Raw genomic sequence first — 20164 nt, 5'->3', positions numbered from 1 at the left:
TTGGAAGCGCGCTTAAAGTGGCCAACTCCAATCTAGCCTCAGTGCCATCATGCAAATCGATACACCAGCAATTGCAGCATCGCCGGAAGGACGTTCGACGTCGATGCGCCAATGGCTCGCCGTCATCGCCGTGGCCGTGAGCGCGTTCGCGTTCGTGACGGCCGAATTCCTGCCCGTCGGCTTGCTGCCGCAGATCGCGCACGATCTCGGCGTGTCGCCCGGCGTCGCGGGTCTCATGGTGACGACGCCCGGCGTCATGGCCGCGATATTCGCCCCGACGCTCATCGTCAGCGCGGGCCGAATGGATCGGCGATATGTCTTCCTGCTCCTCACCGCCGTCCTTCTGATCGCGAACCTCGTCAGCGCCGTCGCGAACAATCTGCCGGTCATGCTCGCGGGCCGCGCCATGCTCGGCGCCGCGTTGGGCGGCTTCTGGACTTTGGCGACCGCCGCCGCGCCGCGACTCGTGCAGCCGAAAGATGCAGCGAAGGCCACCGCGACCATTCTGACCGGCGTGACGCTCGCGACGGTCGTCGGCGTGCCGCTCGGCACGTTCATCGCGTCGTTCGCGTCGTGGCGTTTCTCGTTCGCGGCGACGGCGGGACTCGTCGCCGTGGCGCTGATTGCACAGGCGCTGCTCGTGCCTTCGTTGCCGTCGGCATCGGCGTTGCGCATCGCCGATTTCAGAAAGCTGCTCGCGCGTCCTCACACGCGATTGAGCATGCTGATGGTCGCGCTCGTTTTCGGCGCGCATTTCTCGACCTACACGTACATTGCGCCGCTGCTCGAACAGGACTTCTCGTTGAGCACGATCACGCTGCTGCTCTTCGGCTTCGGCCTCGTCGGCTTCTTCTCGAATGCGCTGATGTCGATGGTCGTCTCCGGTCATCTCAAGAAGTCGGTCGCCGCGATGGTGTTGCTGCTGCTCGGCGCGATTTCGTCGATGCTGCTGCTGGAGCACTCGATCATCGGCGAAACGGCGGGGATGCTGCTGTGGGGCATTGCGTTCGGCGCCTTGCCGCTGTGCTTCAGCGTGTGGATTCAGCGCGGCACGGCGGACTTGCCCGAAGCGGGTTCCGCGATGTTCGTGAGCATCATCCAGGTGGCGATTGCGGTGGGATCGGCGGTCGGCGGCACGATCGTCGACCGTGCGGGCGTACACGCTGATTTCACGTTGGGACTCGCGCTCGCGCTGCTCGGACTCGTCGCGCTGCAACGGCTGGCGGCATGGGAACGGCCGGCCCGGGCGTCCGCATTCAAGCGCGGATACGACGCTTCGCCGGATTGACCTGTCGCAAGCCGCGCTATATTGGTCGTTCGGTCCGACGCCCTTGCGCCGGGCTCATCGACGGGAGAAGTGCATGAAGCGTCGGCTGATGGCGGCAATCGCAATGACGATGTTCCTCGCGGCGTGCGGCTCCGTCCCGCCGGACGCGGCCGTGCAAACCGTCCCGCTCGCGGGCACGCCAAACGGCGTCGCAGTGCGCGATTCGGACGGCGCCGTGTTCGTCACCGACGACCGGACCAACGGCGTCGTGATGACGTCGCATATCGGCGAAGAGGACGCGCCCGCGTTTTCGCTCTACGCGCGCATTCCGGCAGCCGAGGGCGAACGCACGAGCCTGAGCCAGATCGCGTTCGCGCCGAACGGTCATCTGCTCGTCGAGCAATTCGGCTTCGGCACGTCGGCCGCGATCTACGATGTCGCGCCGAGCGGTCAGGTCGCGCTCGCATCGGACACGAATTCCGCGCGGCGGCGTGTCGGCCTGCTCGTGCTCGATGGCGGCACGTTTCTGTCGAGCTGGTTCATGGAGGAGGGTGGCGCGCCGGCAGAAGGCGGCGTCAGCGTGATTACGCGTGGCACGGCGCCGCGGCAGGTGATCGAGCGCGACATCGTCACCGGATTGGGCAAGCCGGTCGGCTTGGCTACGGTCGGCGACACGCTCTACATCAGCGATCAGGCCGCGAACCGCATCTATCAGGTGGACTTGCAGTCGGCGCGGGCGGCGAGCGCGCCCGTGCCGGCGAGCGATGTCTTCGCGACGGTCGATGCGCCCGACCTGATGGCCGCGACGCCCGACGGCCGGCTCTTCACGAAATGCGGCGCGCACGCCGTATGCAGCATCTCGAAGCGCGGCCGCGCGACGGTCATCGCCGACGATCTGCAATCGCCGCGCGGCGTGGCGGTGGACGTCGCGCGCAAACGGCTCGTCGTCGTGGATCGGTCGAGCGCGCCGGACAAGCCGAGCGCGCTGCGCGTGGTGCCGATCAAATAGCGACGGTGTCGCTCATCGCGGCGACGACCATCCCTTATAGCTGCCGACGTTGTCGCGCGTGACGAGCGTCGACGGCAGCAGGATCGTCGAGTTGGCGGGCTTCTTGCCGTTCATCAGATCGTAGCCGACGCTCACCGCCTGCTGCGCCATCGCCCACGGATCCTGGCTCGCCGACGCCTGAACCATCGTGTCGGTCTTGAGCGCGGTTTCGATATCGGGCGCGCCATCCACCGACGTAATCACGATGTTGTTCCGATGCAGTTGCTTCGCCGCGAGGTCCGTGCCGATCGCTTGCGGATCGTTGATCGCGAACACGCCGTCGAGCTTCGGGAAACGCGTCAGATAACCCTGCATCGCGTTCATGCCGCCTTCGCGCGAGCCTTTCGCGTCCTGATCGTCGGAAAGTACCTTGATGCCCGGGTTCTTCGCGAGCACGCTCTTGCAACCGTTCACGCGATCGATCACCGCCGACACTTGCGGCCCGTTCTCGATCACCACGTTGCCCTTGCCGTTGAGCTTCTTCGCCAGATAATCGCAGGCAATCTCGCCGGCCTGCACATTGTTGGTCTGCACGGTCGCGTCCGCGCCGGCCGCCGCGACGTCCACCGCGACCACGACGATGCCCGCCTTCTGCGCCTTCTTCACCGCCGGCTCGATCGCCTTCGGATCGACGGCGTTCAGCAGGATCATGTCGACCTTCGCCGAAATGAAATTGTCGATCTGCGTGAACTGCTTGTTCATGTCGTAATCCGACGAAACAGCCGTCACCTTCACGTTCGGATTGAGCGTCTTGGCCTTCGCTTCCGCGCCCTTCGAGATCGTCACGAAGTACGGATTGCCGAGGGAGCCGACCGTGATGCCGATGGACTTCAACTGCTTGTCGGCGGCGTGCGCGGATAGCGACATCGTGAAACCGAGAGCGAGTGCGACGCTGGCGAAAAGCTTGTTGTGTTTGCGCATGTTGTTGTCTCCGGGGTGGTCCATATTTTTGAGGGCGGGCGCAAGCGGACCCGAATGCGCCCGGTTTAGCCAGATCAGGTGCGAGCCGAGCCGCGCTGACGGTAACGATCGAGCGCCACCGCGCCGATGATCACGAGGCCCTTGATGATGTACTGCCAGATATCCGACACGCCGAGCAGCACGAGGCCGTTGGAGAGCACCGCGATGATGAGTGCGCCGACCAGCGTGCCGACGATCGAACCCACGCCGCCGACGAAGCTCGTGCCGCCGAGAATGACCGCGGCGATGGCGTCGAGTTCATACGACTGGCCGAGTTGCAAACCGTTCGCGGCGTAGAGACGCGCGGCCGACATCACGGCGCCGAGACCGGCGAGCAGGCCCGAGATCGCGTAGACGAAAAGCTGGATGCCCCACACCTTGATGCCGGAAAGACGCGCCGCTTCCGGATTGCCGCCGACCGAATAGATGCGCAGTCCGAGCACCGTGCGTCGCAGGATGAACCACGACACCAGCACGACGAGCAGCGCGATGATGACGAGCCAGGGCACGCCGAAGAGCGTGTCGTTGCCGATGAACGCGAACGGCAATTGCGGATTGAAGATCGTCGTATCGTGACCGATGAGCCGCGCGATACCGCGCACGGCGGTCAGCGAACCGAGCGTCACGATGAACGGCGGCAGCTTGAGCAGCGCGATCAGCAATCCGTTGATGACGCCGAAGCCGAGACCGACGGCGAGCGCGGCGGGAATGCCGAGCCATCCCCATCCCGGAATGTTCGATGCGAGCAGTGCGGCGACCGCGCCCGCCGAGAGAATCGAGCCGACCGACAAGTCGATGCCGCCCGTCAGAATCACGAAGGTCATGCCCGCCGCGAGCACGATGTTGATCGATGCCTGCTGCGTGACGATCGACAGATTCTGGAAGCTGAAGAAGCCGTCGGTGACGATGCCGAAGCCGATGCACAGCAGGATCAGCACGGGCAGCATGCCCGCGGTTCGCATCAGCACCTGCATGCGTTCGCGATGCTCGATGCGGTTCTGCCGCTGCGATACGCTCTCCGCCTTCGCAACCGGCGCGCTGTCGTGGTGTTTCGTCGTGTTAGCCATGTCTCTCTCCAGATATCCTTTAAGCCGCCTGATCGAGCGCGACCTTCGAGCCCGTCGCCAGTTCGATGATCCCTTCCTGCGAAATCGGCTTGCCCGAATGGCCGCCGAGTTCGCCCGCGATTTCGCCTTCGCGCATCACGAGCACGCGGTCCGCCACGCCGATCACTTCCGGCAGCTCGCTCGAGATGACGATCACGCCGACGCCCGACCGCGCGAGATCGTTGATGATTCGATAAATCTCCGACTTCGCGCCGATATCGACGCCACGTGTCGGCTCGTCGAGAATCAGCACTTCGGGCTTGGTTTCGAGCAGGCGCGACAGCAGCACCTTCTGCTGATTGCCGCCTGACAGCGCGCCCACGTTCACGCGCATGTTCGGCACGCGGATGGTCAGCGCGGCGATCGCGTCCTTCGCGCGCGCGTTGCCGCGCGGCAGGTCCATCACGCCGGCGTTCGCATCGCGTCCGGCGACGGTGATATTGATGTTGTCGCGCACGCTCATGTCGAGGAAGAGGCCCTGGCCCTTGCGGTCTTCCGTCAGATAGACGAGACCGGCATCGATCGCGTCGCGCGGCGTGCGCAGCTTGAGCGGCTTCCCGTGCATCGACACTTCGCCGCGTATCGCCGGTTCCGCGCCGAAGATCAGACGCGCGAACTCCGTGCGTCCCGCGCCGACGAGTCCCGCGATGCCCAGCACTTCGCCCTTGTGCAGATCGAGGCTGCATCCTTTCACGCGATTGCCGTCCGCCATATCGCGCACGGACAGCACGACGTTGCCCGGATCGTAAGGCGCGTGCTGCTTCTTGTAGAAGCCGGAGATGTCGCGGCCGACCATCATCTTGACGAGGCTGTCGGCGGAGAGTTCGTCGCGCATCAGCGTGCCGACGTACGCGCCGTCGCGCAGCACCGAAACGCGGTCGCTCAGTTCATAAATCTCCGCCATCCGATGACTGATGTAGATGATCGCGATGCCTTCCTCGCGCAGTTGCCGCACGAGCTCGAACAGGCGATCGGTTTCGCGCGAGGAGAGCGGCGTGGTCGGCTCGTCCATCACGAGGATGCGCGCGTGAGCATGCACGGCGCGCGCGATTTCGACGAGTTGCCGCTCCGCGATCGACAGGTCGCCCACGAGCGTATGCGGCTTGAAGTTCGCACCGAGACGCTTGAGCACGTCGGTGCAGCCGCGCTCCATGCCCGCGCGATCGACGAGCCTGCCGCGCCGCAATTCGCGCCCCGCGTAAATGTTCTCCGCGACGGAAAGATTCGGCGCGAGGCTCAGTTCCTGATAGATCACCGCGACGCCGAGCGCGCGCGCGGCGAGCGGCCCGTCGATGGTGACGGTCTTGCCGTCGATCAGGATTTCTCCGCCCGCATCGGCCTGATACGCGCCCGAGAGGATTTTCATCAGCGTGGATTTGCCCGCGCCGTTTTCGCCCATCAGCGAATGCACTTCGCCGGGATAGACCGACAGACGCACGTCGTTCAACGCGCGCACGCCGGGAAAGGTTTTGCTGATGCCGCGCATTTCGAGCAGCGGCGGTCGGCTGGAAGCATCATGCGGCATGGTTCATCTCCTGCGGTTTGATGCCCGCGTGGCGGATCGCCGCGCGCGGTGAGAAGTTGAAGAACATCGGCAACGTGGCCGCGCCGATCGCGCCCGCATCCGGGCCGAAGGAGCCGCGCACGAGCGTCGGGGTGCCGCGCGCTTCGGGCGCGTTGGCGGCGAGCGTCGTCGACAGACGTGCGACGAGCTTGTCGAGGAGGCCGCCGTCGATGTCGGAATCGATCACGACCATCGGCACGTCGAGCACGCAGAGCGTCGCGCGCAGGGCGGGCGCGAGCGCTTCGATGCAGTCGTCGATCCATTCGTCGACGGCGGGAAGACTGCGCTCGATGCAAGCCTGCAGATCGACGCGGTTATCCGCCGCGGCGCCACAGTAGTTGAGATGCCGCACGAGCGCGTTCAGCGATGCGCGCGACAGCAGGATGTCCCACTGGCCGGCCGGTTGCGGCGCGGACGGCAGGCGGCTCGGCGGCACCGGAATCACGCCGATGTCGCCCGCATTGCCCGACGCGCCGCGCAGGCAGTCGCCGTTGATCGCGATGCCGCCGCCAATCGCGGAGCCGAGAAAGAGATAGACGAAGTCGTCGCAACTGCGGCCGTGGCCGTAGAAAAGCTCGGCCGTCGCGGCGGCGTTGCCGTCGTTTTCGCTGAAAACCGGCAGCGAGAGCGTGCGCGCCAGTTCATCGGCGAAATCGGTTTCGTCCCACGCGCGGAAGCGTTCGGCGGGCAGGCCGAGTTCGCGCAGCCAGCTGCCGAGATTGAAGGGCTGTGCGATGCCGATGCCCGTCAGCCGCTCGCGCTCCGGCTCGGAAAGCAGGCGAAGCATGCTTTTGACGTCGCGTTGCACGATTTTGAGCACTTCGGATGGATGCGGCAGGATGGCGTCCAGCGCGCTGCGGGCGAGCACGTCGCCGGCGAAATTCACGAGCACCGTTTCGATGCCCGTGCGATCCAGCCGCACGCCGATACCGAACGCGCCGCGCGGATCGAGCCGGATCAGCGACGCGGGCTGACCGCGCTGGCCTTCGAGACGACGACCGGTGTATTCGATCAGGCCCGCATTTTCTAACGATTCGACGATGCTGCCGACTGCCGTGCTCGTGAGATTCGCGTGACGCGCGAGATCGGCCTTCGATGCCGGCTCGGTGCGCCGCAGCGCCTGCAACAGCAGACGTTCGTTGTACCGGCGCACGCTCGCGGAATTGCTGCCTCTGCCGCTTGGGGATTTCACGCGCTGTCTCCGAAGTAGCCGGCCATCGAGTCGTGGCCATTAATTAAATCAAGTTGATTTATTTAAGACCGACGGCGCGGCGAAGTAAAGCAGGGAAATCCCGAAGCATTTTGTTCAGCGGAATGCGAAACGCGCTGCGCGACCATTGCAAACCGCGGACCCGGTGCGCTTTCACACTAGGCGATGCAATCGTCAGTTCCAAGCTTTGCGACACGGCTTTGCAGCCAGCTTTCGACGCGCGGCGCGCGCAGCGTCGTGCGGATCGATGTGCTATCGTCGGCGACACTTTTCGACACATTGGCCGCCGTTTCATGTTCTCGATTTCCGAAGCCACGCACGCGACCAAGGCCGCGCAATACGACGATCTGCTGCAGCGAGCCCGCGCGCTCCTCGCCGATGAAGCCGACTTCATCGCCAACGCGGCGAATTTTTCGTCCCTCATCTATCACACGCTGCCGGATCTGAACTGGGCCGGCTTCTATCTGTTCGATGGCACCGAACTCGTCGTCGGGCCGTTTCAGGGCAAGCCGGCGTGCGTGCGGATCGCGCTTGGACGCGGCGTCTGCGGCACGGCGGCGCGCGAACGGCGCACGCAGGTCGTGCCGGACGTGCACGCGTTTCCGGGCCACATCGCCTGCGATTCGGCGTCGCGCTCGGAGATCGTCGTGCCGCTCGTCGGAAGCGACGGCGCGCTGATCGGCGTGTGGGACGTCGATAGCCCCGTGCCGAACCGCTTCGACGATGAAGACGCGCTCGGCATGGAAGCGCTGTGCGCCGAGTTCATCGCGCTCGCGTGGAAAAAATGAACGTCGAAGCAGCGGATAACGGCGCGGCCGCGCTCGTGGAAGCGGCCTCGCGCTGAGAATTTGTCCTCATCGGACGACTGGTCGCGTGCGTCTACAATGGGACGTTTTCATCCGTCTCAAAATTTCATGACGAGCCTCGTCCGCCGCCGCCTGCTTGCCGCATGCGCCATGAGCGCGTGTGCGTTCGCGCGCGTGCGCGACGTGCGCGCGGCATCGGACAAGGCGACCGTCGCGCTCGTGATGAAGTCGCTCGGCGATCCGTTCGTCGTGTCGATGATCGAAGGCGCGCGCAACTATCAGCGCCATTACGCATCGCAGCTCGATCTCACGACGAACGGCACGCTCACTGACAACGACGTCGCCGGGCAGATTCACATCGTCGAGTCGCTCATCGAAGCGAAGGTCAACGCGATCGTCATCGCGCCGGCGGATTCGAAGGCGCTGCTGCCGGTGGCGGCGAAGGCGATCGCGGCGGGCATCATCGTGATCGCCATCGACAATCCTTTCGACGAAGCCGCGCAGGACGCGGCGCGCGTCACGATTCCGTTCGTCGGACCGGACAGCCGGCGCGGGGCGAGGCTCGTCGGTGGGTATCTCGGCTCGAAGCTGAAGGCGGGCGATGAAGTCGGGATCATCGGCGGGCCGGCGAACGATCGCAACGCGCAGCAGCGCACGGTCGGCTTCACGGACGCGATGAACGCGGCGGGCATGCGTATCGCCGCCGTGGACAGCGGCGACTGGACCCTCGTGAGCGGCAAGGCGAGTGCGCTGGAGATGCTCTATGCGCATCCGGACTTGCGCGGCTTGCTCTGCGCGAACGACAACATCGCGATGGGCGCGATCGACGCGATCCGCATCGCCGGAAAAAGGGGCCGCGTGCTGGTAACGGGCTACAACAACATCGAAACCGTGCAGCCGATGCTCGACGACGGCCGCCTGCTTGCGACCGTCGAGCAATTCGGCGCGCGGCAGGCGGTGTTCGGTCTGGATGTCGCGGTGAAGGCGCTCGTGGAGAAGCGGCGGCAGAGAGACTTGTCGCCGTATATGGAAACGCCGGTGCAACTGGTGACGAGAGGGGCAGCGAAGGGGTTTCGGTTCGGGGCTTCTTAGAGCGCGTTAAACCAGCCCCCGCGCCGCAAGACTCCGATACAGCGCCCGCACCCCGAACGTCCACGGCTCGATTTCCGTCGACAGCTTCACCGTATTGACGAGCGCGCCGAGACTGGGCGTCGAGATCGTCACGACATCGCCGAGATGATGCGTGAAGCCGCCGCCTTCGGTGTCGCGGTCCTTGATCGGCGAGAACATCGTGCCGAGGAACAGCATGAATCCATCCGGATACTGATGATGCGCGCCGTGCGTCTGCGTGACGAGATCCGCCGGATCGCGGCTGATTTCGCTCATGTGGCTCACGCCTTCGAGCACGAAGCCATCGTCCGCGCCTTCGATGCGCAGCGACACGCTCGTCGCGCGCACCGAATCCAGCGTGAAGCGCTCGTCGAAAAGACGCACGAACGGGCCGATCGCGCACGACGCGTTGTTGTCCTTCGCCTTGCCCAGCAACAGCGCGCTGCGGCCTTCGATATCGCGCAGATTCACGTCGTTGCCGAGCGTCGCGCCGACGATCTCGCCACGCGCATTCACCGCCAGCACGATCTCCGGCTCCGGGTTGTTCCATTTCGACGTCGGATACAGGCCGACATCCGCGCCGAACCCGACCGACGACATCGGCTGCGACTTCGAAAACACTTCCGCGTCCGGCCCGATGCCCACTTCCATGTATTGCGACCACGCGCCGCGACGCTCCAGTTCGGCCTTCAGCTTCATCGCGGCGTCCGAGCCGGGCTCGATCTTCGACAGATCCGCGCCGATCAGCTTGTTGATCGTGTCGCGCACTTCCTGCGCGCGGCTTGCGTCGCCGCCCGCCTGCTCTTCGATGACGCGCTCCAGCAAACTCACCGCGAACGTGACGCCGCACGCCTTCACCGCCTGCACGTCGCAGGGTGCGAGCAGGCGCAGGCCGCCGGCCGATGCATCGAGCGTCGCTTGCAGCAGATCCTGAACGTTGCCGAGATGCTCGCCTTCGGCGTTGCGGGCGATGTCGAGCGCATCGGCGTGATCGAAGAGGTCGGCGGTGGTCGGCGCGGCGCGCGTGATGTCGAACACTTCGCCCTTGCGCACCGCGACGACGGCGGGACCGTTCACGGGCGCAGGGCGCCAGACACGGCCGATCAGCACGGCGTCGGCGAAATCTTCGGGCAGACAGGAGGAGACGTTGACGGTTTGCATGAATGCGATGACAGGCGGGAAAGGAATGCCGATCGTAGCCCGCGTGTCGAAGAGTGTCCATTGGGTTGATTAAATGTCCAACCCGTTGGAATAATGCGGTCATGGAAAAAACTTACGACGTTCCCGCGCTGCGCCGCGCCAGCGACATTCTCGAAGCGCTCGCCGCCGCCGCGAAACCGGTGCGTGCGGCCGCGCTCGCGGAACAAACCGGCCTCTCGCGCAGCACGCTTTATCTGATGCTGGAAACGCTCGCGCGCATGCAATGGATCGAAAAGCGCGACGACGGCTACATGATCGGCGTCGGTCTCTTCGAGCTCGGCAACGCCTATGTGCGGCACGACAAGCTGCAAGCCGCGTTTCGCGAAGGCGCCGGCGCGTTCATCAACAAGCACAACGAGGTCGTGCAGCTCGCCGTGCTCGACGGCGTGCAGGTTGTCTACATCGCGCGCGAGGACGCGCATCGTCCGGTGCGGCTCGTGTCGGATCTCGGCTCGCGTCTGCCCGCGCATTGCTGCGCGCTCGGCAAGGCGCTGCTTTCCGGAATGACCGATGAAGCCGTGATCGAGCGCCTGCCCGACCGTCTCGAAGCGGTGACGCCGCGCACCATCACGCGGCGCGCGGCGCTACTGCGCGAACTCGCGTCGATTCGCGCGAGCGGTCTCGCGGTCGAGCGCGAGGAAGTCGCGGAAGGCCTCGCGTGTTTCGCGGCTTACGTCGGGATGACGCCGGCGGGCAAGCGCGTCGCGGTATCGACGAGCGTGCCGGTCGGCCGGCTCGATCCGAAACGTGAGAAGCAGATTTCGATCGGTATCGTGCAGCTTGCAGCTCACTTGCGCGGCGCGCTCTGACGATGTGATACGCGCGTGCCAGCGCAGGCCGACGAAGCGGCGACGCGCGCGTGATCGGTTCCTGCGGAAAGCGGTGCGCTCGCGTGCGCCGCGATCAGCACGTCGCATGTTGCGTGCGAGCACACCACATCGCGCAGACGCGCTTCGCCGTGCCGCCAGCCGGCTTCTGCCTCGCCGCCGAGCACGATCAGATCCGCGCCCGCCGCCTTCGCCTCGCGCGCGATCAGTTCGCCGACGCTCGTGCCGTCGAGCGGCTGCGTGACGCTGCGCGCAATGCCGTCGATGCCCGCGCTATCGATCAATCGCGCCGCATAGCGCGTGACGGCACGCGCGTGATCCTCGATGACATCGAGCGTTTCGCCCGGATTGCTGTCGGCGGTGACGATGGCCCACCACGGCGCCTGATCGACGATGTGCAGCGCGGTCAGCCGCGCGTTGCAGTCGCGGGCGCGCGTGATGGCGGTGGTCAGGGCGCTTTCGCTGAGGCTCGTGCCGACCGCGACGAGAATGTGCTTGTACATGATGAGTCTCCGTCTGTTTGGTTCAGAGCGGATGATCGGCTCGCAAAGTTAGCGGGAAATGAGCGCGCAATTGCATCTTTTACAAAGCGACTGGATCGCTGGCCATTGCGCCCGCGCCGCTGCGCCTGCGCGTATCGAAACCGTAAGGGAATACCGTTTGCTGATCGTGTGCCTTCCGAATGCCTTGATCGAGCGTCCGAGCGCTCCGGCATTCGCGCAACTTCGCCCGGCGTTCGTCCGGGACTCATCCGATTACCCGATAGCGAGCGGCGATGTCAGACCGAGACGACTCCGATACTCAAGACGAAGCGCGCGAGAATGTTCGCAAGGACGCGAAAGACGACGGCGACAAAGCGGAAGACAAAGCGGAAGACAAAGCGCGCAAGAAGCCCGGCAAAAAGCCGCTGATCATTCTGGGCGTCGTCGTCGTGGTGCTGGCGATCGGCGCGTTCGTCTGGTGGTTCCTGACGCGCAATCAGGTCAGCACCGACGACGCCTACACCGACGGCGATGCCGTCACGATCGCGCCGAAGGTATCGGGCTATGTCGTGACGATGCACATCGACGACAACCGCTTCGTGCACAAAGGCGATCTGCTCATCAGGATCGATCCGCGCGATTATCAGGCGCAACTCGATCAGGCCAACGCGCAGCTCGGTCTCGCGCAGGCGCAACTGCACGCGGCGCAAACGCAGCTCGAAGTGGCGCGCGTGCAGTATCCAGCGCAGCTCGCAGAGGCCCAGGCGCAGGAGCTCAACGCGCGCGCCAATCTCGCGCAGGCGAGCGCGGCGTACGAGCGGCAGCATTCCGTCGATATCCGCGCGACGTCGCAACAAAACATCGACACCGCGGACGCCCAGCAAAAGAGCGCGCAGGCGAACGTCGCGCAGGCGCGTGCGCAGGTCCGCACCGCGAGCCTCGTGCCGCAGCAGATCGCGCAAGTCGTGGCGACCGTCGAGGAGCGGCGTCAGCAAGTGCGGCAGGCGCAGGCGCAAGTCGAATCGGCGCAACTGAATCTCTCGTACACCGAACTGCGCGCGCCCGCCGATGGCTGGATCACGAAGCGCAACGTGCAATACGGCACGTTCCTGCAGGCGGGCACGTCGATACTTTCGCTCGTCACGACGCGCGTCTGGATCAGCGCGAACTTCAAGGAGTCGCAACTGGATCGGATGCAGCCGGGCGACAAGGTCGATATCGACGTCGATGCGTATCCCGACATGAAGCTGCACGGCCACGTCGACAGCGTGCAGCTCGGCAGCGGCTCGCGCTTCTCCGCGTTCCCCGCCGAAAACGCGACGGGCAACTTCGTGAAGATCGTGCAGCGCGTGCCGGTGAAGATCGTCATCGACGATGGATTGAAGCCGGGCACATCGCTGCCGCTCGGGCTTTCGGTCGTGCCGACCGTCATGCTGCGCCATTGACATCATGAGCGACAGCACCGCGGAACACGACCACAGCGGCTGGAAGCCGAGCGCGAATCCGTGGCTCATCGCCGTGGTCGTCACGCTTGCGGCGTTCATGGAAGTGCTCGACACGACCATCGTGAACGTCGCGCTGCCGCACATTTCCGGCACGATGTCCGCGAGCTACGACGAAGCGACGTGGACACTCACGTCCTATCTCGTCGCGAACGGCATCGTGCTGCCGCTTTCGGCGTACTTCTCGAAGATACTCGGGCGCAAGCGCTACTTTCTCATCTGCATCGGGGCGTTCACGGTCTGCTCGTTCATGTGCGGCATCGCGTCGAATCTCGGTGAACTGATCGTCTTCCGGATTCTGCAGGGCTTCTTCGGCGGCGGCCTGCAACCGAGCCAGCAATCGATCATTCTCGATACCTTTCCGCCCGAGCAGCGCGGCCGCGCGTTCTCGATCTCGGCGGTCGCGATCGTCGTCGCGCCGGTGCTCGGACCGACGCTCGGCGGCTGGATCACCGATAACTTCACCTGGCGCTGGGTCTTTCTCATCAACGTGCCGGTGGGCGTGCTGACGACCATCGCGGTGATGCAGTTCGTCGAAGATCCGCCGTGGGAAAAACGGCAAGACCCGAAGAAGATCGGCATCGATGTGGTCGGCATCAGCCTCATCGCGCTCGGGCTCGGCTGTCTGCAAGTATTTCTCGATCGCGGCGAGGACGACGACTGGTTCGCGTCGAACTTCATCGTGACGTTCGCGGTGCTCGCGGCGGTAGGCATCGTCGGCGCGACATTCTGGCTGCTGTACGCGAAGCGGCCCGTCGTCGATCTTCGCGTGATGAAAGATCGCAACTTCGCGCTCGGTTCGGCGGCTATCGTCGGATTCGCATCGGTGCTGTACGGCAGCGCCGTGCTGATACCGCAGCTCGCGCAACAGCAGCTCGGCTACACGGCGACGCTCGCGGGCCTCGTGCTCTCGCCGGGCGCGATCTGCATCGTGTTCCTGATTCCCGTCGTCAGCAAGCTGATGAACGTGATTCAGACGCGCTTTCTCGTCGCGTTCGGCTTCTTTCTGATGGGATGCGCGCTCTTGTATTCGCATCATCTCGTGCCGAACGTCGATTACGTGACGCTGACGAAGATGCGCAGCGCGCAATCCATCGGCATCGGCTTTCTGTTCGTGCCGGTCACGACGCTGGCGTATCTGTCACTGCCGAAGTCGCTCAACAACGATGCCTCCGCGCTCTTCACGATGTTTCGCAACGTCGCGGGATCGATCGGCATCTCGCTCGCGACCGCGATGATCCGCGAGCGCACGCAGGCGAACATGGCGCATATGGTCGAGCATCTGACGCCGCTCAATCAGCCGTACAACGAGTCGGTGCAACGCATCGCGCGCACGCTGATGGACAGTGGCCAGACGATGTCGCAAGCGATGTCCGCCGCGACCGGGCAGATGTACAAGACGCTCGTATCGCAGGCGACCATCCTCGCGTATCTCGACGTGTTCGCCGCGTGCGCGATCTTCGCGTTCATGTTCATACCGCTCACGTTTTTCTTTTCGCCCGTGAAGGCTTCGGGCCAGGCGGGAGGGCATTGAGATGAAGCTGCGTCCAATCATTCCGTTCATTCCGATGTTCGCGCTCGCATTGAGCGCGTGCGCGGTCGGCCCGGATTTCACGCCGCCGAAAGCCGATGTTCCCGATAACTGGCGCGACACGCAGCGCGCGCAGAACGCGCCGGACGATCCGCGCGTGCCCCATGCCGACGCGCCATCGACGGCGCAGACTTCCGCCGATCCCGATCCGCGCTGGTGGAAGCAGTTCAACGATGCGACGCTCGATGCGCTGATCGAACGCGCCATCGCGGGCAATCTCGATTTGCAGAGCGCGGTGCTGCGCATCGCGGCGGCGCGGGAAGAGAGCGTGTCGGCGGCGGCGCAGGGCTTGCCGCAGTTGAGCGCGAATGCGAGCGTGAAGCGTCAGCAACTCGGCTTGAAAGGCCTGCTCGAATCGCAAGGCGTGTACGACAAGCTCGACGGTCTCGGCGCGAACGGCGCACAGATCCGTCAGGGACTCGATTCCGCGACCGGTCCGGTCACGCTGTTTCAGGACGGCTTCGACGCATCGTGGGAACTCGATCTTTTTGGCCGCGTGCGGCGTTCGGTGGAATCGGCGAATGCGCAGACGCAGGCTGAAATCGAAAGTCGCAACGACGCGCTCGTTTCGCTCGAATCGGAAGTCGCACGCACGTATGCGCAATTGCGCGGCGCGCAGGCGATCAAGCAGATCACACTCGCCGAGATCGACGCCGAAGAGCAGATTCTCGATCTCACGCGCGAACAGGCACGCGTCGGCCTGACGAGCCAGCAGGACGTGCAGAGCGCGAGCGCGCAAGTCGGATCGTTGCAGGCGCAACTGCCGACGCTCGATGCGCAAATCGCGCAGGCGATGAACGGTCTCGCCGTGCTGACCGGCAACGCGCCGGGCACGCTCGACGCGGAACTGTCCGATGCGCGCGCGTTGCCGCCGGTGCCGCCGGTCGTGCCGATCGGCTTGCCGTCGACGCTCGCGCGCCGTCGTCCAGACATTCGCCGCGCGGAGGCGCAACTGCATTCCGCGACCGCTGAAGTCGGCGTCGCGGTGGCGCAGATGTATCCGGATATCTCACTAACTGGGCAGGTCGGCACGCGTGCAACGAAGGCGCGCTATCTCGCGCATTGGTCGAGCCTGTTCTGGTCGGTCGGGCCGAGCATTTCGCTGCCGATTTTCGAAGGCGGCGCGTTGCGCGCGAACGTGCGCGTGGCGAAGGCGCAGGCGGGGCAAGCGGCGTTGCAGTATCGGCAGACGGTGCTCAACGCGTTGCAGGAAGTGGATAACGCGCTGGTTTCGTATCGGACCGAACAGGACCGGCGCGCGGCGCTCACGCGCACGGTCGAGGCGAATCGCGTCAGCCTGCAACTCGCGACGGACAGTTATCGCAAAGGACTCACGCCTTTCGTGACCGTGCTCGATGCCGAACGTCAGCTTGCGCAGACGCGCGAGCAGCTCGCGCAATCGACCGTCAACGTGACGACCGATCTCATCGCCGTGTACAAGTCGCTCGGCGGCGGATGGCAGGACGACGCATCCGCGACCGCGCAAAACTAACGTCTGCGCTTTTTCCAGTCGTAGTCGGCGGGCGGATCGGCGACGCCGGGCTTGCCGACCGAATGCGGGTTTTCACTGCATAGCGTGACGAAGCCGATGTTCTCGCCAGCGGCTTGACGGCGGCGCAGGTCTTCGGCGAAGCGCAGCGCATCGGCGAGCGCGTTCGCATCGAAGCGCTTGTAGCGTGCCGCGCCTTCGGCGTCAGGGTTGTCGCCAAGCCAATACACGACGAACATCGATTAGCCTCTCGTTTGGAGATGAATGCACCATCGTCGACGCTCATGCGACGACGATGCAAATCCTGCACGGCGCGCGTGCATCGACGCGCCGCGACAGCCACCGGGTAATCCCGAAGTGTAACGTCGGCGCGCCGCATGCCGCCTGACGCCACGCTTTTGCGGGCCCGCGAGGGAATGATCGTTGCTCTCATCTCCGTTCATTCCGAGGCCCGAACGATGCAACGACACGAACGTGTTTCCACGCGAGCGCTGTGGCAGATTCCGCCGCGCGCGACGTGCTGCGACGAGCCGCGCGTGCTCATCGCCGATGACGACATGGACGCGACGCGCGCGATCTGTCTCGCGCTCGAAGACGCCGACTTCACCGTGCGCGCGGTGCACACGGGCCTCGACGCCGTGTCGCTCGCGCGCAAGTGGCGGCCGGGCGTCGTACTGCTCGATCTGATGATGCCGCTCGGCGATGGCTGGGAAGCGGCCGAAGCGATCCGCGCCATCGATCTGTCGATGTTGCTGCTCGCGCATACGAGTTGCACGGATCCGCAGGATCTGTCGCGCGCGCAGCGCACCGGCTTCAACGGCTACTTTGTCAAGCCGACCGAACTCGACGGCATGATCGCGGTGCTGCGCGATTATTTCTCGGCGCGTCAAGGCGAGGGCGATCATGCATCGGTGCGCTTGCGCTGAACGAGTTCGAGCTTCGGCGCGAATGGTTCGACATCGCGCTCTGCGTCCGCTTTCAACATGTCTTCCCAGTACTGACAATAGCCGGCCCAGAACGGCATCTGCGTATGCGCGGATGCGGCCGTCGGCAGCGGATCGGGCAGCATGCGGCGCAGGCGCCCGATCTCCTTGTGCTTCCATTGCAGCAGCGCGCGGCGCTCTCCGCGCCGCGGCGGGCACATTTCGTTCATGCTCGCAACAGCTATCGAGAAACCCTCGGCGGGGCGCGATGCCATTTTCGTCAGCACCGCGGTCTGCGGGCGCGGCCCGCGTTCGTGACAGATGATCGCGCCGATCTGCCCAAGGATGTACATCGCTTTCGCCATCGGCGGTTCGGAATGGTATTGCATGGCGCTTCTCTTTTTATCGTTATGAGTCTTCGTGCACGGCGCTCGAAGTTTTCTCGATCTTGATGTGAATGCGTCCAGGCGACGCATTTATAAGATACCGTATTGAGATTAATCCGAAATGTGCATCGACAAAAAGATACAGTCGCGCGGTTTCTTTCACGCCATGTCGAGCACATGGCGCTCGAACAGGTCGCGCATGTTGCGATGTGCATCGCCGCTGTCGCACGTCGTGGCCGCGACGATCCGCTCTCGTTGCGCGATGAAGATGAACTGGCCGCCGTGTCCCGCCGCGAAGACATAACGCGGATCGATCCAGCAGAGATAGCCGTATTGCGCGTCCATCGGCGGGCCGCCGTCGCTTTGCACCGACATGGCATCGTCGATGAACGCTTCGTCGACGATGCGCGCGCCACGCCATGCGCCGCGATGCATCATCAGAACGCCGAGCGAAATCATGTCGCGTGCGCGCAGCAGGAGACCGCGCCCGCCGAACGTGTGACCGTCCTCGTCGCTGATCCATGCGCTCGCTTCGATGCCGAGCGGCGCGAACAGCGTGTCGCGCGCGTAATCGGCGAGCGTGCGCCCCGTCGCGGATTCGAGCGCCAGCGACAGCAACTGGACCGCGTGCGAATCGTATTGAAAGCGCGTGCCCGGCTCGCTCGCGAAGGGCCGCGAGAGAATGAAGCGCAGCCGGCTTTCATCGTCCGAGAAGCGCTCGCAACTGCCGAGCACGCAGTCGTCGATGGTGCGCTGGTCCCATTCGAATCCCGATGTCATCATGAGCAGATGCCTGAGCGTGATGCGCTGCACGCGATGATCGAGCGCCGTGTCGCACATGGGCGGCACAAGGCGCGCGGCGGGGGTATCGAGCGGCGGAAGCGCGCCTTCGCGAAGCGCCGCGCCGACGGCAAGCGTGACGATGGTCTTCGTGACCGAGTTGATGTTTTCGAGCGATTCCGGCGTCACGTCCTCACGATAATGTTCGAACGCGATCGCATCGTCGTGCGCGACGATGAAGCTTCGCACGCCGGATTCGTTCGTCAGCGCTTCGCGTAAGGAAGAAGTCGTCATTTAAAAAGGATCGCGAAGTAAATGAGGAGGGCTTCGTTTCGTCCGCGTGCATGCAGGAACGAATCGTGTTACACAGTCAGCAATCCGGATGCCACACACGGCGGCATCGCAGCCTTTCAGCGGTTTCAACTCACTTTCAGCGAGCCCGAATTTGTCAGTCCGACGACTCGCGACGCTCTGGCGTCTTGGCCGGGCGTTCGTCCGCGAAAGCCATCTGACCGGCGACGGCGCAGCGATGACGCGCGTCGCGCGCTTCTTCGCCACGCATGGCGCGCGCGCCGCGCCGCTGGCAGCCGGCGTGCCCGCGCTCTCGCAACTTTCGCGCGTGCTGGAGAACGCGTCCGGCGCGCTCGCGAGTCATCCGGCGCTTGCCGAAACGGCGGTGCGCGTCGCGCTGTCCGAACTCGACGGGCTCTTCACGCCGTACGACGCAACGCGCTTTCGCGACGCTTGCAGAGCCGCATTCCCGCCCGCGCTTTCCTTCGAGCTCACCGAGTTGAGCGCGGTGCCGTTGCGCTCGGGCATCGCGGAGCAGACGCATCGTGCTCGCATCCGCGATATGGCGGTGCGCGTCACGCTATTGCGCGCCGACGCGCATGCCGAACTCGCTGACGATCTCGACCTCGCGCTCGCGGCTGCGCGTTTCGCGGAACGCCGTTCGGCGAAGGCGCGCGAGATGCATCCGGTGGAATGGGTGCGCCGTTCACGCGAGAGCGTCGATGCGATGATCGACTTGCGCCAGCGCGCCGCCGATCAGAGCTACTTGCGCTTTCGCCTGCGCGACGACGCGCGTCTCGCCGTGCCAGAAGTGCTCTGGGACTATTGCAACGATTCGGTGCTGACGACACGCGCGATCGAAACGGCCGCACTGTCGGATGCGCAAGCGCTCGCGTCATGCGGGCTCGATCAGGCCGATGTCCTCGCGACGCTCATCGAAGCGTTCTTCGAAATGGCGCTGGGCGTCGGGCTGTATCACGCGGGACTGGACGCGGCGGGCGCGCGCGTGGGCATCGAAGGCGAGACGCGCGGCCAGATCGTGCTGGAAGCCGACAATCCGATGATGTTCTTCGCGGCGCACGAGCGCGACTTCATCGTCGGCGTATCGCATGCGCTGATGGAGGGCGATCACAAGGCGGCCGCGCGCGCACATCTCGAGCACGGCCGGCCCGAGACGCATGCGACGCATCACGAAGTGCGCGTCGAAGCGACGTATCGGCGCGAAGCCGAGCGCTTTGCTTCGCCGCACGCACGCAGCAAGGTCGGTGTCGCGCATCTATTCGGCGCGATCGGCAAGGCGCCCGCCGAACATATGTTCAGCGCGTCGCACGGGCGCATCGCGTCGCGCGCGGTGCTGCTCGCGCGTTCGGCGGAACGCATCGAGCGCATCGCGGAGGACATCGCGCCGGACGTCGACGTATGGAAGATCGCGCGCAGGGTCATCGTGCGGCTCGCGGCGGATCAGATCGGCTTCAGAAGCATGGCGGCGCGCTTTGCGCACGAAGCGACGCACTGGCCGCACACACTGCCGCGTCTGCCGCGGCTCATCGCACAGCGGGCGGATGCGGCGGGCGCGTTTCGGCGGGACTGAGGGGCGCTGGTTCCGAGCCAAGGCGCGGGCA

The 20164-nt window shown here is 64.9% G+C and carries 18 protein-coding genes and 1 pseudogene; 10 read left to right on the top strand and 9 right to left on the bottom strand.

Going from position 1 to position 20164, the window contains the following annotated elements; translation table 11 throughout:
• Nucleotides 1–49 precede the first annotated feature (49 nt).
• A complete protein-coding gene (locus tag NCS02_RS22960; RefSeq protein WP_033536488.1) occupies nucleotides 50–1288 on the top strand; it encodes an MFS transporter in 1239 nt (412 codons plus the stop codon).
• A gap of 73 nt (nucleotides 1289–1361) precedes the next feature.
• The gene (locus NCS02_RS22955) at nucleotides 1362–2276 is read left to right on the top strand and encodes an NHL repeat-containing protein (RefSeq protein WP_250503407.1); all 915 of its coding nucleotides are present in this window, start codon (nucleotides 1362–1364) and stop codon (nucleotides 2274–2276) included.
• A 12-nt stretch (nucleotides 2277–2288) separates the two neighbouring features.
• Here NCS02_RS22955 and NCS02_RS22950 read toward each other — a convergent pair whose 3' ends face one another.
• The 4 genes and pseudogenes from NCS02_RS22950 to NCS02_RS22935 form a co-directional block, all read right to left on the bottom strand.
• A complete protein-coding gene (locus NCS02_RS22950) occupies nucleotides 2289–3182 on the bottom strand; it encodes an ABC transporter substrate-binding protein (protein ID WP_404989962.1) in 894 nt (297 codons plus the stop codon).
• A 128-nt stretch (nucleotides 3183–3310) separates the two neighbouring features.
• Nucleotides 3311–4261: pseudogene (locus NCS02_RS22945) on the bottom strand (ABC transporter permease subunit); the annotation flags it as partial.
• A gap of 100 nt (nucleotides 4262–4361) precedes the next feature.
• The gene (locus NCS02_RS22940; RefSeq protein WP_250503406.1) at nucleotides 4362–5906 is read right to left on the bottom strand and encodes a sugar ABC transporter ATP-binding protein; all 1545 of its coding nucleotides are present in this window, start codon (nucleotides 5904–5906) and stop codon (nucleotides 4362–4364) included.
• The gene (locus NCS02_RS22935) at nucleotides 5896–7137 is read right to left on the bottom strand and encodes an ROK family transcriptional regulator (protein ID WP_175982673.1); all 1242 of its coding nucleotides are present in this window, start codon (nucleotides 7135–7137) and stop codon (nucleotides 5896–5898) included. The genes NCS02_RS22940 and NCS02_RS22935 overlap by 11 nt, the downstream gene beginning before the upstream one ends.
• A gap of 311 nt (nucleotides 7138–7448) precedes the next feature.
• Here NCS02_RS22935 and msrC point away from each other — a divergent pair, with 311 nt between their 5' ends.
• Together msrC and NCS02_RS22925 are read left to right on the top strand one after the other, a co-directional pair.
• Nucleotides 7449–7943, top strand: coding sequence for a free L-methionine (R)-S-oxide reductase MsrC (gene msrC, locus NCS02_RS22930; protein WP_250503405.1), 495 nt, complete (start codon nucleotides 7449–7451; stop codon nucleotides 7941–7943).
• A 126-nt stretch (nucleotides 7944–8069) separates the two neighbouring features.
• Complete coding sequence (locus NCS02_RS22925) at nucleotides 8070–9053, top strand: substrate-binding domain-containing protein (protein ID WP_033536490.1); 984 nt, start codon at nucleotides 8070–8072, stop codon at nucleotides 9051–9053.
• Between the two features lie 6 nt (nucleotides 9054–9059).
• Here NCS02_RS22925 and NCS02_RS22920 read toward each other — a convergent pair whose 3' ends face one another.
• The gene (locus NCS02_RS22920; RefSeq protein ID WP_008349133.1) at nucleotides 9060–10232 is read right to left on the bottom strand and encodes a fumarylacetoacetate hydrolase family protein; all 1173 of its coding nucleotides are present in this window, start codon (nucleotides 10230–10232) and stop codon (nucleotides 9060–9062) included.
• Nucleotides 10233–10333: 101 nt separating this feature from the next.
• Here NCS02_RS22920 and NCS02_RS22915 point away from each other — a divergent pair, with 101 nt between their 5' ends.
• Nucleotides 10334–11080: an IclR family transcriptional regulator gene (locus NCS02_RS22915; RefSeq protein ID WP_008349131.1), complete on the top strand. Its 747-nt coding sequence runs from the start codon at nucleotides 10334–10336 to the stop codon at nucleotides 11078–11080.
• Here the strand turns inward: NCS02_RS22915 and NCS02_RS22910 are convergent.
• The gene (locus tag NCS02_RS22910) at nucleotides 11059–11601 is read right to left on the bottom strand and encodes a universal stress protein (protein WP_008349129.1); all 543 of its coding nucleotides are present in this window, start codon (nucleotides 11599–11601) and stop codon (nucleotides 11059–11061) included. The two genes, NCS02_RS22915 and NCS02_RS22910, sit on opposite strands and share 22 nt — an antisense overlap.
• 272 nt (nucleotides 11602–11873) lie before the next feature.
• On the opposite strand from NCS02_RS22910, the gene NCS02_RS22905 reads away from it, so the two are divergent.
• Genes NCS02_RS22905 through NCS02_RS22895 form a run of 3 tightly spaced genes read left to right on the top strand, consistent with a single transcriptional unit; the run spans nucleotide 11874 to nucleotide 16165 of the window.
• Nucleotides 11874–13025, top strand: coding sequence for an HlyD family secretion protein (locus NCS02_RS22905; protein WP_250503404.1), 1152 nt, complete (start codon nucleotides 11874–11876; stop codon nucleotides 13023–13025).
• A gap of 4 nt (nucleotides 13026–13029) precedes the next feature.
• Nucleotides 13030–14616 (top strand): DHA2 family efflux MFS transporter permease subunit, encoded by a 1587-nt coding sequence (locus NCS02_RS22900; RefSeq protein ID WP_008349125.1) that lies wholly within the window; start codon nucleotides 13030–13032, stop codon nucleotides 14614–14616.
• A 1-nt stretch (nucleotide 14617) separates the two neighbouring features.
• On the top strand, nucleotides 14618–16165 hold the full coding sequence (locus NCS02_RS22895) for an efflux transporter outer membrane subunit (RefSeq protein ID WP_250458185.1): 1548 nt from the start codon (nucleotides 14618–14620) through the stop codon (nucleotides 16163–16165).
• Here NCS02_RS22895 and NCS02_RS22890 read toward each other — a convergent pair.
• Nucleotides 16162–16401 (bottom strand): hypothetical protein, encoded by a 240-nt coding sequence (locus NCS02_RS22890; protein WP_175982667.1) that lies wholly within the window; start codon nucleotides 16399–16401, stop codon nucleotides 16162–16164. The two genes, NCS02_RS22895 and NCS02_RS22890, sit on opposite strands and share 4 nt — an antisense overlap.
• A 219-nt stretch (nucleotides 16402–16620) precedes the next feature.
• Here NCS02_RS22890 and NCS02_RS22885 point away from each other — a divergent pair, with 219 nt between their 5' ends.
• Nucleotides 16621–17088, top strand: coding sequence for a response regulator (locus tag NCS02_RS22885; protein ID WP_175982666.1), 468 nt, complete (start codon nucleotides 16621–16623; stop codon nucleotides 17086–17088).
• Here the strand turns inward: NCS02_RS22885 and NCS02_RS22880 are convergent.
• Complete coding sequence (locus NCS02_RS22880) at nucleotides 17064–17474, bottom strand: hypothetical protein (RefSeq protein WP_250458184.1); 411 nt, start codon at nucleotides 17472–17474, stop codon at nucleotides 17064–17066. The two genes, NCS02_RS22885 and NCS02_RS22880, sit on opposite strands and share 25 nt — an antisense overlap.
• A 156-nt stretch (nucleotides 17475–17630) precedes the next feature.
• Nucleotides 17631–18545 carry a serine hydrolase domain-containing protein gene (locus tag NCS02_RS22875; protein ID WP_250503403.1) on the bottom strand — a complete coding sequence of 305 codons (915 nt, stop codon included), beginning with the start codon at nucleotides 18543–18545 and terminating at the stop codon, nucleotides 17631–17633.
• A gap of 151 nt (nucleotides 18546–18696) precedes the next feature.
• Here NCS02_RS22875 and NCS02_RS22870 point away from each other — a divergent pair, with 151 nt between their 5' ends.
• On the top strand, nucleotides 18697–20133 hold the full coding sequence (locus NCS02_RS22870; RefSeq protein WP_250503402.1) for an AarF/UbiB family protein: 1437 nt from the start codon (nucleotides 18697–18699) through the stop codon (nucleotides 20131–20133).
• Nucleotides 20134–20164: the final 31 nt, after the last annotated feature.

The sequence above is a fragment of the Caballeronia sp. NCF2 genome, assembly GCF_023631205.1.
Taxonomy (GTDB): domain Bacteria; phylum Pseudomonadota; class Gammaproteobacteria; order Burkholderiales; family Burkholderiaceae; genus Caballeronia; species Caballeronia zhejiangensis.
The sequence above is the reverse complement of the archived record's forward strand: the minus strand, read 5'-3'. Positions and strand labels throughout refer to the sequence as shown.

What these genes read in the sequence shown, in the direction of transcription:
- NCS02_RS22960 (WP_033536488.1), top strand. Translation starts at nt 50, where the DNA reads ATGCAAATCGATACACCAGCAATTGCAGCATCGCCGGAAGGACGTTCG.
- NCS02_RS22955 (WP_250503407.1), top strand. Translation starts at nt 1,362, where the DNA reads ATGAAGCGTCGGCTGATGGCGGCAATCGCAATGACGATGTTCCTCGCG.
- NCS02_RS22950 (WP_404989962.1), bottom strand. Translation starts at nt 3,182, where the DNA reads ATGTCGCTATCCGCGCACGCCGCCGACAAGCAGTTGAAGTCCATCGGC.
- NCS02_RS22940 (WP_250503406.1), bottom strand. Translation starts at nt 5,906, where the DNA reads ATGCCGCATGATGCTTCCAGCCGACCGCCGCTGCTCGAAATGCGCGGC.
- msrC (WP_250503405.1), top strand. Translation starts at nt 7,449, where the DNA reads ATGTTCTCGATTTCCGAAGCCACGCACGCGACCAAGGCCGCGCAATAC.
- NCS02_RS22925 (WP_033536490.1), top strand. Translation starts at nt 8,070, where the DNA reads ATGACGAGCCTCGTCCGCCGCCGCCTGCTTGCCGCATGCGCCATGAGC.
- NCS02_RS22920 (WP_008349133.1), bottom strand. Translation starts at nt 10,232, where the DNA reads ATGCAAACCGTCAACGTCTCCTCCTGTCTGCCCGAAGATTTCGCCGAC.
- NCS02_RS22915 (WP_008349131.1), top strand. Translation starts at nt 10,334, where the DNA reads ATGGAAAAAACTTACGACGTTCCCGCGCTGCGCCGCGCCAGCGACATT.
- NCS02_RS22910 (WP_008349129.1), bottom strand. Translation starts at nt 11,601, where the DNA reads ATGTACAAGCACATTCTCGTCGCGGTCGGCACGAGCCTCAGCGAAAGC.
- NCS02_RS22905 (WP_250503404.1), top strand. Translation starts at nt 11,874, where the DNA reads ATGTCAGACCGAGACGACTCCGATACTCAAGACGAAGCGCGCGAGAAT.
- NCS02_RS22900 (WP_008349125.1), top strand. Translation starts at nt 13,030, where the DNA reads ATGAGCGACAGCACCGCGGAACACGACCACAGCGGCTGGAAGCCGAGC.
- NCS02_RS22895 (WP_250458185.1), top strand. Translation starts at nt 14,618, where the DNA reads ATGAAGCTGCGTCCAATCATTCCGTTCATTCCGATGTTCGCGCTCGCA.
- NCS02_RS22890 (WP_175982667.1), bottom strand. Translation starts at nt 16,401, where the DNA reads ATGTTCGTCGTGTATTGGCTTGGCGACAACCCTGACGCCGAAGGCGCG.
- NCS02_RS22885 (WP_175982666.1), top strand. Translation starts at nt 16,621, where the DNA reads ATGCAACGACACGAACGTGTTTCCACGCGAGCGCTGTGGCAGATTCCG.
- NCS02_RS22880 (WP_250458184.1), bottom strand. Translation starts at nt 17,474, where the DNA reads ATGCAATACCATTCCGAACCGCCGATGGCGAAAGCGATGTACATCCTT.
- NCS02_RS22875 (WP_250503403.1), bottom strand. Translation starts at nt 18,545, where the DNA reads ATGACGACTTCTTCCTTACGCGAAGCGCTGACGAACGAATCCGGCGTG.